14 protein-coding genes are annotated in these 12,912 nt (G+C 63.2%); 3 read left to right on the forward strand and 11 right to left on the reverse strand.

The features are described 5' to 3' along the window. Positions 1–119 precede the first annotated feature (119 nt). The 3 genes from Q9451_RS04410 (at position 120) to Q9451_RS04420 (ending at position 2,686) form a co-directional block, all read left to right on the forward strand. Positions 120–917: a transporter substrate-binding domain-containing protein gene (locus Q9451_RS04410; protein WP_025752328.1), complete on the forward strand. Its 798-nt coding sequence runs from the start codon at positions 120–122 to the stop codon at positions 915–917. 79 nt (positions 918–996) lie between these two features. After that, complete coding sequence (locus tag Q9451_RS04415) at positions 997–1,959, forward strand: amino acid ABC transporter permease (protein ID WP_012274579.1); 963 nt, start codon at positions 997–999, stop codon at positions 1,957–1,959. Beyond that, the gene (locus Q9451_RS04420) at positions 1,952–2,686 is read left to right on the forward strand and encodes an amino acid ABC transporter ATP-binding protein (protein ID WP_003249271.1); all 735 of its coding nucleotides are present in this window, start codon (positions 1,952–1,954) and stop codon (positions 2,684–2,686) included. The genes Q9451_RS04415 and Q9451_RS04420 overlap by 8 nt, the downstream gene beginning before the upstream one ends. A gap of 34 nt (positions 2,687–2,720) precedes the next feature. Here the strand turns inward: Q9451_RS04420 and Q9451_RS04425 are convergent, their stop codons facing one another. The 11 genes from Q9451_RS04425 to ubiE form a co-directional block, all read right to left on the reverse strand. Continuing rightward, positions 2,721–4,664: a methyl-accepting chemotaxis protein gene (locus Q9451_RS04425; RefSeq protein WP_012274578.1), complete on the reverse strand. Its 1,944-nt coding sequence runs from the start codon at positions 4,662–4,664 to the stop codon at positions 2,721–2,723. Between the two features lie 162 nt (positions 4,665–4,826). Beyond that, entirely contained in the window at positions 4,827–6,743 is a 1,917-nt protein-coding gene (locus tag Q9451_RS04430; RefSeq protein ID WP_012274577.1) for a methyl-accepting chemotaxis protein, read from the reverse strand. A gap of 101 nt (positions 6,744–6,844) precedes the next feature. After that, complete coding sequence (locus Q9451_RS04435) at positions 6,845–7,552, reverse strand: 16S rRNA (uracil(1498)-N(3))-methyltransferase (protein ID WP_012274576.1); 708 nt, start codon at positions 7,550–7,552, stop codon at positions 6,845–6,847. Next, positions 7,549–8,337, reverse strand: coding sequence for a twin-arginine translocase subunit TatC (tatC, locus tag Q9451_RS04440; RefSeq protein WP_012274575.1), 789 nt, complete (start codon positions 8,335–8,337; stop codon positions 7,549–7,551). The genes Q9451_RS04435 and tatC overlap by 4 nt, the downstream gene beginning before the upstream one ends. Continuing rightward, entirely contained in the window at positions 8,334–8,711 is a 378-nt protein-coding gene (gene tatB, locus Q9451_RS04445; RefSeq protein ID WP_012274574.1) for a Sec-independent protein translocase protein TatB, read from the reverse strand. Before tatB ends, tatC begins: the two co-directional genes overlap by 4 nt. 3 nt (positions 8,712–8,714) lie before the next feature. Further along, positions 8,715–8,987, reverse strand: coding sequence for a twin-arginine translocase TatA/TatE family subunit (locus tag Q9451_RS04450; RefSeq protein ID WP_012274573.1), 273 nt, complete (start codon positions 8,985–8,987; stop codon positions 8,715–8,717). Between the two features lie 25 nt (positions 8,988–9,012). Next, the gene (locus tag Q9451_RS04455; protein ID WP_012274572.1) at positions 9,013–9,348 is read right to left on the reverse strand and encodes a phosphoribosyl-ATP diphosphatase; all 336 of its coding nucleotides are present in this window, start codon (positions 9,346–9,348) and stop codon (positions 9,013–9,015) included. Between the two features lies 1 nt (position 9,349). Then, the gene (hisI, locus tag Q9451_RS04460; protein WP_012274571.1) at positions 9,350–9,742 is read right to left on the reverse strand and encodes a phosphoribosyl-AMP cyclohydrolase; all 393 of its coding nucleotides are present in this window, start codon (positions 9,740–9,742) and stop codon (positions 9,350–9,352) included. A 72-nt stretch (positions 9,743–9,814) separates the two neighbouring features. Continuing rightward, the gene (gene ubiB / locus Q9451_RS04465) at positions 9,815–11,437 is read right to left on the reverse strand and encodes a ubiquinone biosynthesis regulatory protein kinase UbiB (RefSeq protein ID WP_012274570.1); all 1,623 of its coding nucleotides are present in this window, start codon (positions 11,435–11,437) and stop codon (positions 9,815–9,817) included. Continuing rightward, positions 11,434–12,057: an SCP2 sterol-binding domain-containing protein gene (locus Q9451_RS04470; protein WP_012274569.1), complete on the reverse strand. Its 624-nt coding sequence runs from the start codon at positions 12,055–12,057 to the stop codon at positions 11,434–11,436. The genes ubiB and Q9451_RS04470 overlap by 4 nt, the downstream gene beginning before the upstream one ends. Further along, positions 12,057–12,827, reverse strand: a complete 771-nt coding sequence (ubiE, locus tag Q9451_RS04475; RefSeq protein ID WP_012274568.1) for a bifunctional demethylmenaquinone methyltransferase/2-methoxy-6-polyprenyl-1,4-benzoquinol methylase UbiE — start codon at positions 12,825–12,827, stop codon at positions 12,057–12,059. The genes Q9451_RS04470 and ubiE overlap by 1 nt, the downstream gene beginning before the upstream one ends. Between the last annotated feature and the right edge of the window lie 85 nt (positions 12,828–12,912).

Here is a 12,912-nt window from a genome sequence, read left to right on the forward strand (position 1 = left end):
CCAGCTCTAGGTCCCCGGGCCGCCATGCGTTAGCATCCCTCTCCGATACGACTCATCGGCCTGCACGGCCGTGCCAACAATAAGATTCGCTACTTTTCTTGCTAGGGGACTTGGTGATGATCAAGAAATACCTTTCGCGACTGTTGGTCGGTGTTACCGCCCTGGTCGCCGTGACAGCGGCCCAGGCGGGCGCCATCGATGACGCGGTCAAGCGCGGCACCTTGCGGGTGGGCATGGACCCGACCTACATGCCGTTCCAGATGACCAACAAGCGTGGCGAGATCATCGGCTTCGAAGTCGATATCCTCAAAGCCATGGCCAAGTCGATGGGCGTCAAGTTCGAGGCAGTGTCCACCGCCTATGACGGCATCATCCCGGCCCTGCTGACCGACAAGTTCGACATGATCGGCAGCGGCATGACCCTGACCCAGGAGCGCAACCTGCGCCTGAACTTCAGCGAACCCTTCATCGTGGTTGGTCAGACCCTGCTGATCCGCAAAGAGCTGGCTGGCGAGATCAAGTCGTACAAGGACCTGAACAACGAGAAGTACCGCCTGACGTCCAAGCTGGGCACCACCGGCGAAATGGTTTCCAAGAAGTTGATCGGCAAAGCCAAGTACCACGGCTACGACAACGAGCAGGAAGCGGTGATGGACGTGGTCAACGGCAAGGCCGATGCCTTCGTCTATGACGCCCCATACAACGTGGTTGCCGTGGAAAAAGCCGGCGCCGGCAAGCTGCTGTTCCTCGAAGAGCCCTTCACCTACGAGCCGCTGGCCTTCGGCCTGAAGAAAGGCGACTACGACAGCATCAACTTCATCAACAACTTCCTGCACCAGATCAAGCATGACGGGACCTACGATCGTATCCACGACAAGTGGTTCAAGAACAAGGACTGGCTGAAGGAAATGGAATAAGGCCCAGGCCAAAAGCCCGGCTTTATGACCCCGACGCGCAGGCAAACCCTGCGCGTTCGCATTTACGGAAGTACCCCACGTGATCAAACACAAGAAAGCCCAGTGGCCCTGGCACGGGCTGACCGCCCTGGTCCTGGTGGGCCTGGCGCTCAGCCTGTACATGGCCACTTCGATGATTTCCTACGAGTGGCGCTGGAACCGCGTACCGCAGTACTTTGCCTACAAGGCCGAGGAAACACAGCGCGCTGCCAATTACGGCACCGTGCAGGAAATCGTCATCTCCGGCGATAACGCTCGCGTCACGCTGAAGGACGAGAGCGGTGCCGAGCAAGTGCTCGATGTGGCCAAGGACAGCCTGCAGCTGAGCCGTGGCGACGATGTCGCCGAAGGCGACCCGATTGGTGTAACCCGGCATTGGGCAGCGGGCCCGCTGGCCTGGGGCCTTTGGACCACCTTGTGGATCTCGGTGGTGTCCGGGGCACTGGGCCTGGTGATCGGCCTGTTCGCTGGCTTGTGCCGGTTGTCCAACAACCCCACCCTGCGCGACCTGTCGACCGTTTATGTCGAACTGGTGCGCGGCACGCCGCTGCTGGTGCAGATCTTCATCTTCTACTTCTTCATCGGCACTGTGCTCAACCTGTCCCGGGAATTTGCCGGGGTGGCGGCGCTGGCGCTGTTCACTGGCGCCTACGTGGCCGAAATTGTCCGTGCCGGCGTGCAGTCGATCGCCAAGGGCCAGAATGAAGCAGCTCGTTCCCTGGGCCTGAACGCTGGCCAGTCGATGCGCCACGTCATCTTGCCGCAGGCGTTCAAACGTGTGCTGCCACCGCTGGCCGGCCAGTTCATCAGCCTGGTCAAGGACACTTCGCTGGTGTCGGTAATCGCCATCACCGAGCTGACCAAGAGTGGCCGTGAGGCTATCACCACCTCGTTCTCTACCTTCGAAATCTGGTTCTGCGTGGCAGGCCTGTACCTGCTGATCAACCTGCCGCTGTCGCACATTGCCAGTCGGCTCGAGCGGAGGCTTGCGCAAAGTGATTGAAGTCCGTGACCTGCTGAAAGTCTTCGACACCCGTGGCCAGGTGGTACGGGCTGTGGATAACGTCACCACCCAGGTCGCCAAGGGCGAAGTGGTGGTAGTGCTCGGCCCGTCGGGGTCGGGCAAGTCGACCTTCCTGCGTTGCCTCAACGGCCTGGAGCATTTCGACCAGGGCCATGTGGCCATCGACGGTCTGCAGCTGGCCGACCCCAAGACCGACATCAACGCCTACCGCCGCGAAGTCGGCATGGTGTTCCAGCACTTCAACCTGTTCCCGCACATGACCGTGCTGGAAAACCTGTGCCTGGCGCAGAAGGTGGTGCGCAAGCGCAACAAGGCTGACCGCGAAGCCAAGGCCCGGGCGCTGCTGGAAAAGGTCGGCATTGCGCAAAAGGCCAACGAGTTCCCGTCTCGGCTTTCTGGCGGGCAGCAGCAGCGCGTAGCGATTGCCCGAGCGCTGGCGATGGACCCGAAAGTGATGCTGTTCGACGAACCAACCTCGGCGCTCGACCCGGAAATGGTCGGCGAGGTACTGGACGTGATGAAGACCTTGGCCCAGGAAGGCATGACCATGGTCTGCGTCACCCACGAAATGGGCTTTGCCCGCGAAGTGGCCGACCGTGTGCTGTTCTTCGATCATGGCAAGCTGCTGGAGGATTCGGCCCCGGCCGCGTTCTTCGCCGCCCCGAAAGACCCGCGTGCGCAGGCCTTCCTGCGCCAGGTGCTGTAACCGCATGGGGGGCGCTTTGCGCCCCCCAGCAATTTCAGATGTTGAACCGCCCCACCATCCCCCGCAACTGCTGCCCCAGCTGCTCCAGCTCCCCGCTCGAAGCCGCCGTCTGTTCACTGGCCGCACTGGTCTGATCCGACACATCCCGCACGTTGATCACACTGCGGTTGATCTGCTCGGCCACCACGCTCTGTTCTTCACTGGCCGTGGCGATTTGCTGGTTCATGCCCTGAATGCTCGACACCGTATCGGTTATCTGGCCCAACGCCTGCCCGGCCTTGCGGCTCAGCTCCACGCTTTGCTCGGTCAGGCTCTTGCTGCTGTCCAGCAGGCGGGTCACTTCGTCGGTACCGTTGTGCAGGCTGTCGATCAACTGGCCAATCTCCTCGGTCGCCGTCGAGGTGCGCTGGGCCAGGCCGCGCACTTCATCGGCCACCACGGCAAAGCCACGCCCGGCTTCTCCCGCCCGTGCAGCTTCGATCGCCGCGTTCAGGGCCAGCAGGTTGGTCTGTTCGGAAACCGACTTGATCACGTCGAGGATGCTGCCAATGCGCTGGCTCTCGCCCGCCAGGTGTTGCATGGCCGCCAGGCAATGGTCCATCTGCCCGGCCAGTTGTTCGATACGGCCGATGGCCTCTGCCACCACTCGGTCGCCCAGTTGTGCCTGCTGGTCGGCGTTGCTCGCGGCCAGCGAGGCCTGCTCGGCGTTCTGTGCCACTTCCTGCACGGTGGCGCTCATCTGGTTCATGGCGGTGGCCACTTGGTCGGTCTCTTCGCGCTGTTGGTTGATGCGCAGCTTGGTGTCCTCGCTACTGGCCGCCAACTGAGTGGCGGCCTGTGACAGTTGGCCGACACCCTGGTCGATGCCACCGATCAGTTCGCGCAGGCTCAAGGTCATCTGGCGCATGCTGGTTTGCAGCTGGCCCATTTCGTCGCGGCGGTGCACTGCGTCAACCTGGCTCAGGTCACCCTTGGCGATACGCGCGGCCACGGCGAGTGTCTGGCGCAACGGTTGGGTGATCTGCACGGTGATCAGCCAGGCGGCCAATACCCCTACCACCAGTGCCATCAGCGCCACGCTGGTCAGCAGCGAGCGGGCGGCCAGGGCCTCACTGTCGCGTTGTTCGACCTTGCGTTTGCCCAGTTCGAGGCTCGTCGCCCGCAGCTCGGTGCCCATGATGTCCAGGTTGTTCTGCAACTGCTCGACACGTACGGCGGCGTGGCGGTACTGCTCAAGGCTGGCGCGGTACTTGGCCAGCTCGACACCAGGCTGCTCGCTGACTGCGCGTGGCAAGCCCAGCGGCGCAAGGCCTGCAAGCAGTTGCCCGAGGCTACTGTTGGCGGCATCCAGGGCGTTGTCGCCGACTTTGGCGAAATCCTCGACCGGATCGAAGGTATAGGCCGGCACCAGGCTTTGCTGGTTGGCCCCGTCGACATGCCGGGTGAGGGTGTCCATCAGCCCCAGTACACCGTTTTGCTGGCTGTCTGCAGGCATCTTCAGTAAAGCCTGGGTTTGCAGTTCGTCGATCGCCTCGTTGAGTTTCTGCTCCTGTATCTGCATGGCCTTACGCAAGCCAGTACGCTTGGCGACGTATTGCTGCAGTTCGCTGAAGTCGCTGCGCATGCGCTGCAACAGTGCCAGGTCTTTAGCCAGCAACTGCCGTGATTCATCGATGCTGCTGCGATGCTGCAACGTGGTCAGGAGGTTTTCGAGCTGGTCGTAGATGCCGGTCATGCGCGTCTTGCTGGTGTCGTCGCTGAGCACGCGGTAGGTGATGCGTTCTGCGCGCAGGTCTTTGCCCAGGTCGTTGATCAGGTTTATTTCGCCGAGCTGCTGCGAGCGCACGATCGCGCCATCCAGGGCGCGCCAGCCACTGAGTGTGGTGGCCAGGGTGAGTAGCAGGACCACGGCGAAGCCGAGGGCCAGCTTGGCAGCGACACTGATGTTGCCGAGCTTGCGGTTGAGGTAGCCGAGCATGGGGAATCTCCGAGCGATTGGGAAAATGCATGCAGGCGTATTGCCGGCATCACATCCCTGCCAATCGGCAGCGGAGTTGTAGGACTTGACCTGATAATCAGGTAGGAAATTTCACTGCTGCATGTAGGATGGTTCGCCTGTACAGGCGAACCACCTCTCAGCTCAGAGCTTGAACCGCCCCACCAACCCCTGCAGGTGGGTCCCCAGCCGCGCCAGCTCAACGCTGGAGCTGGCCGTCTCTTCGCTGGCCGCCGAGGTCTGGTCAGAAATATCCCGCACATTCATCACGCTGCGGTTGATCTCCTCGGCCACGGCTGTCTGTTCCTCTGCCGCCGTGGCAATCTGCTGGTTCATCGCCTGAATCGACGACACGGTACGGGTGATGGTTTCCAGCGAGCTGCCGGCGCGGCGGGTCAGCTCGACGCTGCTGTCGGTCAGTTGGCGGCTGTTGTCCATCACGCTGGCCACCCGTTGGGTGCCGCTTTGCAGGCCGGCAATCAGCTCTTCGATCTCTTCAGTCGACTGCTGGGTGCGTTGGGCCAGGCTGCGCACTTCGTCGGCCACCACGGCAAAGCCACGCCCGGCCTCACCGGCGCGGGCGGCTTCGATCGCCGCGTTGAGGGCCAGCAGGTTGGTTTGCTGGGCCACCGACTTGATCACGTCGAGCACGCTGCCGATTTTGTCGCTTTCGGCCTTGAGCTGGTTCATCGCTTCGCTGGAGTTGATCACTTCGCCCGCCAGGCGCTCGATCTGCGCCACCGCTTCGCCCACCACCCGGTCGCCTTCACGGGCCTGCTGGTCGGCCATCAAGGCGGCTTCCGAGGCCTGTTCGGCATTGCGCGCTACTTCGTGCACGGTGGCCGTCATCTGGTTCATGGCAGTCGCCACTTGGTCGGTTTCGACCTTCTGGTTGTTGACCCCGGCGCTGGTCTGCTCGGTGACGGCCGACAGTTGCTCGGCAGCGCTGGCGATCTGCGTGACGCCGTCGCCAATGCCGCCGATCAGTTCCCGCAAGCCTTGGGTCATGCGCTGCATGCTGGCCTGCAACTGGCCCAGTTCGTCGCGACGTTGCACTTGCAGGTTCTGGGTCAGGTCGCCACTGGCCACGCGCTCGGCGGCGCGCAAGGTTTGGCGCAGGGGGATGATGATCTGCCGGGTAATGGCCCAGGCGGCCAGCAGGCCGAGGGCTAGGGCCAGCACCGTGGCCACGGCGAGCAGGGTCTTGGCCTGGGCTGCGCCTGCGTCACGTACCTCGGTCTGCGATGTGGTCATCGCCTGGCTGGTCTGCAGCAGCAGCGTACCTTGCTCGGCCATGTGCTGCAGGGCCTGCTCGCTGGCGGCCTGGGCATTGCCGAACTGGGTGACCGCATCGCGGTAGCCGCCCATGGCAGTGGCAGCATCGTCGAGGCCGGCGGCATGTTCGGCCGACACTTTGGCCGGCAATGCGCGCAGCTCGGCCAGGGCCTGGTCGATGGCCTTCAGCGCCGTTTGCTGGAACTCGGCATTGCCGCTGTAGGTGTAGCCACGCACCTGGAAGCGGGCTTGCTGGAGCAGGGCGCTCACCTCCACAGCGTGCTGGTACTGGTTGATATCGCCACCTTGCAGCAGGCCCCGCTGCACGCGGCCGATCAGCTCTGCGGCCTTGTCGGCGCTGTCGCCAAGCACACTACGGCTGGCCTCGCGGCGCTGGCCGGCCTGCTTCAGCTCGTTGAATGCCTGCTGGTAGATGCGCACAGCCTCACGCTGCTGCTCCAGGCGCTGGCGGTCGGCGGGGTGTTCGATCTGCCCGAGCATCAGCTGCACCTGGCGGTCGAGGTTGGCCAGGGCTTTTTCCAGCTCGGCCACCGACGCATCATCACTGCGGCGCTCGTAATGCTGGCGGGCAATGCGCAGTTCCTGGGTGTACTGCTGGATGACCGAGATGTTACCCAGCTTGTCGCCACGGTCGATGATGCTGTCCATGCCGTGCCAGCCGGCCAGGGTAATGGCCAAGGTCAACAGCAGCACCAGGCCGAAGCCCAGCCCCAATTTGCGATTGACGCTCACATTGCCCAGCGATTGGGCTAACCATTGATACATGTACGACTCCCCGGCGGCTTGGCAGCACAAATAGTTGTTGTGTTGCCAAGGCCATCGGCCCCGGGGAGGGAAACTTGATGGGTGAAAAAGGGGCGTTTACGTCAGAAAATACGCGAAAGCAGCGCGGTGACGGCGGTCTCTACCCGTAGGATGCGATCACCCAGTTGCACCGGTGCCAGCCCAGCCTTGCCCAGCAGCTCGATTTCGTAGGGGATCCAGCCGCCCTCGGGGCCAATGGCCAGGGTTACGGCTTGCTCCACGGCACGCGGGCAGGCGGGGTAGGGGCCGGGGTGGCCGACCAGGCCCAGGGTGCCAGTGGCGATGGCGGGTAGCCGATCTTCGACGAAAGGCTTGAAACGTTTCTCGATGATCACCTCGGGCAGCACCGTGTCCCGCGCCTGTTCCAGGCCGAGGATCAGGTTTTCGCGAATGCTCTCGGGCTGCAGGAAAGGCGTTTGCCAGAAGCTTTTCTCGACCTTGTAGCTGTTTACCAGGATCAGCCGTGATACGCCGAGGGTGGCCACGGTCTGGAACAGCCGCCGCAGCATTTTGGGCCGCGGCACCGCCAATATGAGGGTTAATGGCAGCTTGGCCGGTGGTGGCTGGTCGAAGGCTACTTCAAGTTCGGCTTCGTGCTTTTCCAGGCGCAGCACCGTGGCTTTGCCCATCAGGCCGTTGATGCGGCCCACGCGCAGGTTGTCACCCACCGCCACGCGATGGATTTCCTGCATGTGGATGAAGCGTCGGTCGGCGAGAACGACGCGGTCGGCCGAGACGAAGTCGGCCTCTTCAAGAAGCAACAGGTTCACGGTTGGGTCGCAGGTGGCTGGTCGTTGTGGTCGTTGGCTTCTTCGTCGTGGGCACTACGCTTGCGGATCAGGCTGCCGCACAGCACACCGACCTCGAACAGCAGCCACATGGGCACGGCCAGCAAAGTCTGGGAGAAGATGTCCGGCGGGGTGAGGACCATGCCGACCACGAAACAGCCGATGATCACGTAGGGGCGGATCTTCTTCAGGTACTTCACGTCGACCACGCCGATCCACACCAGCAGCACCACCGCCACCGGGATTTCGAAGGCAACGCCAAAGGCGAAGAACAGCGTCATCACGAAGTCGAGGTAGTTGGCGATGTCGGTCATCATTGCCACGCCTGCCGGGGTGGCGGCGGCAAAGAACTTGAACATCAGCGGGAACACCAGGAAATAGGCAAAGGCCATACCGGCGTAGAACAACAGAATGCTCGACACCAGCAGTGGAATGGCAATGCGTTTTTCATGGCGGTACAGCCCTGGCGCGATAAAGCCCCAGATCTGCTGGAGAATGAACGGGATGGCCAGGAACAGCGACACGATCATGGTCAGCTTGAACGGCGTGAGGAACGGCGAGGCCACGTCGGTGGCGATCATCGTCGCGTTGGCCGGCAAATGGTCGCGCAGAGGCGCCGAGACCAGGGTGTAGATCTGCTGGGCGAAGGAGAACAGCCCGGCAAAGATCAGGAAAATGACGGCAACGCAGCGCAGCAGGCGGGTGCGCAGTTCGGTCAGGTGCGAAACCAGCGGCATAGGCTGGTCGTGTTCCGGATTCTCGCTCATGGGGCTCGCGGCGGTTGAGGCGGTTCAGAAGGTGCGACCGGGGCGGCAGGTGCTTCGACCGGCCTGGCTTCGAGCCCGGCAGGCGGCTGCACGCTGGCCGTGGTTACCGGCGGCTGCGCGGGTGGCGTCAGCGGGTTGAGGATGCGCTTGGCTTCCTCTTCCATCTGCAGGATGTGCTCGTTGTGCAGCTGCCGGCGGATGTCGTCAGCGCCGATCTCGCGCTCCACTTCCATCTTGATGCTGTTGAAGCTGCGCTTGAGCCGGCCGATCCACAGCCCTGCCGTGCGTGCGGCACCCGGCAAGCGCTCGGGGCCGAGCACCAGCAGGGCGACCAGGCCTACGAGCAGCAGCTCGCTGAAACTGATGCCGAACATGGGTCAGTCTTTCCGCTGCGGCTCTTGGACCGGTTGGGCCTGGCCATCGATGGTGTGGCCTTGCTGCGGCTGCGCGGTGTTTTGCACCGGTGGCACGGGCTGGGCAGGCGGCGGCGTTTGCTCGGCTGGCTTGGTCTCTTCTTCGTTCATGGCCTTGCGGAAGCCCTTGATCGATTCGCCCAGGTCGCTGCCGAAGTTTTTCAGCTTCTTGGTGCCGAACACCAGGACCACGACGACCAACAGGACGATCCAGTGTTTCCAGTCAAAAATACCCATGGTGCTCTCCTAGAATGCTTTGTGCTCAAGCCGAGGGCTGACGCGCGGCCTTTTCATCGTGCCCGGAAAGCCCGAAACGGCGCTCCAGCTCATCGAGTACGGCTTGTGGATGCTGGCCCAGTGCGCTGAGCATCACCAGGCTATGAAACCACAGGTCGGCGGTTTCGTAGATGACATCGCTGTAATCCTTGCTGTGCTCGGCATCCTTGGCAGCAATGATCGTTTCGACCGACTCTTCGCCGAGCTTTTCGAGAATCTTGTTCAGGCCCTTGTGGTACAGGCTGGCCACATAGGAGCTGTCAGGCGCCGCGTGCTTGCGTTCTTCAAGCACTTCGGCCAGGCGGTTGAGGGTGTCGCTCATGTCAGTGTCCTGCGCTGTAGATGGCATCCGGGTCCTTCAGGACCGGGTCGACGATTTTCCACTGGCCGTCTTCATACACGCGGTAGAAGCAGCTTTCACGGCCGGTATGGCAGGCGATATGGCCCAGTTGCTCGACCATCAGGATGATCACGTCGGCGTCGCAGTCCAGGCGCAGCTCATGCAGCTTTTGCACGTGCCCGGATTCCTCGCCTTTGCGCCACAGCTTGCCGCGCGAACGCGACCAGTAGATGGCGCGTTGCTCGGTGGCGGTCAGGGCCAGCGATTCACGGTTCATCCAGGCCATCATCAGCACGCGTCCGGTCTTGTGGTCCTGGGCGATCGCCGGTACCAGGCCATCGCTGTTCCACTTGATCTCGTCCAGCCAGTCTTTCATCGTCGACTCCAAAGCGGGCCCGCTCCTGTACCGGGCCCTTTGCGCTAGTGTGCCAGCCACGGGCGCGGCTGGCTATTGGCGCACGATCAGGTAAAGGCCGGCGGCCAGCATCAGCCAGGCCGGCCAGGCAGCAGGGGCGGCCAGGCTCGCGGCCTCGGCGGCGCCTGCGGCCAATACCGCACCACCGCCGAGCAGGCCGGCACCCAGCAGGCGCAGTGCCCAGCGGTCACCCTGGCGGCGACGCTCCGGCAGTTGCGGGTCGTTCAGGTGCGGCTGCGACAGGCGTTCGAGCAGGTCGCGGGCCATGTTGGCCAGGTGCGGCAACTGCTCGACCTGCCCATGAATGTTGCCGAACACGGCCTTTGGGCTGTAGCGATCGCGCATCCAGCGTTCAAGGAACGGTTTGGCGGTGCTCCACAGGTCCAGGTCAGGGTACAGCTGGCGGCCCAGCCCTTCGATGTTGAGCAGGGTCTTCTGCAGCAGTACCAGCTGCGGTTGTACTTCCATGTTGAAGCGCCGCGCGGTCTGGAACAGGCGCATCAGCACCTGGCCGAAGGAAATATCCTTTAACGGTTTTTCGAAGATCGGCTCGCACACGGTGCGGATCGCCGCTTCGAACTCGTTGACCTTGGTGTGCGCCGGCACCCAGCCCGAATCGATGTGCAACTGGGCGACGCGGCGGTAATCACGCTTGAAGAAGGCAATCAGGTTGCGCGCCAGGTAGTCCTGGTCCTCGGCGGTCAGGCTGCCGACGATGCCGCAGTCGATGGCGATGTACTGCGGGCTCCACGGTTTGACCGTGCTGACGAAGATGTTGCCGGGGTGCATGTCGGCGTGGAAGAAGCTGTCGCGGAACACCTGGGTGAAGAACACCTCCACGCCACGCTCGGCCAGCAGCTTCATGTCGGTGCGCTGGTCGGCCAGGGTGACCATGTCGGTTACCGGTACGCCGTAGATGCGCTCCATTACCAGCACCTTGGGGCGGCACAGGTCCCAGTACACCTGGGGCACGTACATCAGCTCGGAGCCTTCGAAGTTGCGTCGCAGCTGGCTGGCGTTGGCCGCCTCGCGCAGCAGGTCGAGTTCGTCGTAGATGGTCTTTTCGTAGTCGCCGACGATTTCCACCGGGTGCAGGCGACGGGCATCGGCCGAGGCTCGCTCGGCGGCCTTGGCGATCAGGAACAGCCAGGCCAAGTCCTGGGCGATGACCGGCTTCAGGCCCGGGCGTACCACCTTGACCACCACCTCTTCACCGGTTTTCAGGCGGGCGGCATGTACCTGGGCCACCGAGGCCGAGGCCAGTGGCTCGACGTCAAAGCGGCTGAACACCTCGCCGACTTTTGCACCGAGCTGTTCCTCGATCAACGCCACGGCTTTTTGCGGGTCGAACGGTGGCACACGGTCCTGCAGCAGCATCAACTCGTCGGCGATGTCGGTGGGCAGCAGGTCGCGGCGGGTGGACAGCAGTTGGCCGAACTTGATGAAGATCGGCCCCAGGTCCTGCAGCGCCAGGCGCAGGCGCGCGCCACGGCTGAGTTCGGTGGGCTTGCGGGGCAGCCAGCGCCACGGCATCAGCAGGCGCAGGCTGGCCAGCCACCAAGGCAGCAGTGGCTGTTCGAACAACAGGTCATCGAGACGGTAGCGGATCACCACACGCTGGATGCGAAAAAGACGGCGGACGGCGAGCAGCTTCATGCGTTATCGCTGGTATCAAGGGATCGGGAGAGGCGCTTGAGGCGCGCCTCGAGGCGTTCTGTATCGAGCTTCAGGGCATCGAGTTCGCTGAAGGCGGCTTCGGCTTCGCGCTTGCCGACCAGGGTGCGGGACTCTTCGGCCAGGTACTCGGACAGGTTCTGGCTGAAACGTGCCAGGCCTTGGCGGGTCCAGCGTGCACGCAGGCGGATATGGCCGGCCAGCATGGCCGTGGCGACGGGGCCGAGCCAGCGTTGCAGCTCGTGCTCCCAGTCCAGCTCCAGGTCCTGCAGCACGCCGAACAGGTCGAGCAGTACGGCACTGTCGCCATGCAGCTCGACCTGCGGGCTGTGCAGCACAGCGGTCTTGTCCCTGGCCAGGGCCAGCTGCGCCAGGCTGCCAGCCGGGGCACGCAGGCTGCAGTCGACTTCGCCCTCCCAGTGGGCGGCGAGCATCAGGCCGTCTTCATCGGGCAGGATGAACACCTGCAGGGCCGGTTGGCGGCAGTCGATCTCGATGACCTTGCCTTCCAGCGCGGCCAGGCGCGGCAGGGCCGTGCTGTCCATGCGCAGGACGCGGTTCAGGCCATGTTCGACGCTGGCGAGCAGCCCGGCCAGCAGCATCAGGGCTTGATCCCCCGGTGTACGGCAACGATACCGCTGGTCATGTTGTGGTAGGTGACGCGGTCGAAGCCGGCCTCGACCATCATGCTCTTGAGGGTTTCCTGGTCCGGGTGCATGCGGATCGACTCGGCGAGGTAACGGTAGCTCTCGGCGTCATTGGTGATCAGCTTGCCGGCCAGCGGCATGAAGGCGAACGAGTAAGCGTCGTAGGCCCTGGACATCAGCTTGTTGGTCGGCTTGGAGAACTCCAGGATCAACAGGCGGCCACCGGGCTTGAGCACGCGCAACATCGAACGGATGGCTTCGTCTTTGTGGGTGACGTTGCGCAGGCCGAAGGCGATGGTCACGCAGTCGAAGTGGTTGTCCGGGAACGGCAGCTTTTCGGCGTCGGCCTGGACGAACTCGATGTTGCCGGCCACACCACGGTCAAGCAGGCGGTCACGGCCAACCTTGAGCATCGAATCGTTGATGTCGGCCAGTACCACTTGCCCGGTCGGGCCTACCAGGCGCGAGAACTTGGCCGCCAGGTCACCGGTGCCGCCGGCAATGTCCAGTACGCGGTTGCCGCTGCGCACACCCGACAGCTCGATGGTAAAGCGCTTCCACAGCCGGTGCATGCCGCCGGACAGCACGTCGTTCATCAGGTCGTACTTGGCGGCTACCGAGTGGAACACTTCGGCGACTTTCTTCGCCTTCTGGCTTTCAGGCACGTCCTGGTAGCCAAAATGAGTGGTGGGTTCGGCGTGGTCGCCTTTGCGCTGGTCGTTCATATCGCTTCACCGAAAAAAATTACCGCCATTCTAGGGCGAACGGGCGGATTTGTCTTGGCGGGGTGTGCCAGTGGGCAGGGGCGGG

This window comes from Pseudomonas sp. NY8896, assembly GCF_039634505.1.

What these genes read in the sequence shown, in the direction of transcription:
- Q9451_RS04425 (WP_012274578.1), bottom strand. Translation starts at nt 4,664, where the DNA reads ATGCTCGGCTACCTCAACCGCAAGCTCGGCAACATCAGTGTCGCTGCC.
- Q9451_RS04430 (WP_012274577.1), bottom strand. Translation starts at nt 6,743, where the DNA reads ATGTATCAATGGTTAGCCCAATCGCTGGGCAATGTGAGCGTCAATCGC.
- tatC (WP_012274575.1), bottom strand. Translation starts at nt 8,337, where the DNA reads ATGAGCGAGAATCCGGAACACGACCAGCCTATGCCGCTGGTTTCGCAC.
- tatB (WP_012274574.1), bottom strand. Translation starts at nt 8,711, where the DNA reads ATGTTCGGCATCAGTTTCAGCGAGCTGCTGCTCGTAGGCCTGGTCGCC.
- Q9451_RS04450 (WP_012274573.1), bottom strand. Translation starts at nt 8,987, where the DNA reads ATGGGTATTTTTGACTGGAAACACTGGATCGTCCTGTTGGTCGTCGTG.
- Q9451_RS04455 (WP_012274572.1), bottom strand. Translation starts at nt 9,348, where the DNA reads ATGAGCGACACCCTCAACCGCCTGGCCGAAGTGCTTGAAGAACGCAAG.
- hisI (WP_012274571.1), bottom strand. Translation starts at nt 9,742, where the DNA reads ATGAAAGACTGGCTGGACGAGATCAAGTGGAACAGCGATGGCCTGGTA.
- ubiB (WP_012274570.1), bottom strand. Translation starts at nt 11,437, where the DNA reads ATGAAGCTGCTCGCCGTCCGCCGTCTTTTTCGCATCCAGCGTGTGGTG.
- Q9451_RS04470 (WP_012274569.1), bottom strand. Translation starts at nt 12,057, where the DNA reads ATGCTGCTGGCCGGGCTGCTCGCCAGCGTCGAACATGGCCTGAACCGC.
- ubiE (WP_012274568.1), bottom strand. Translation starts at nt 12,827, where the DNA reads ATGAACGACCAGCGCAAAGGCGACCACGCCGAACCCACCACTCATTTT.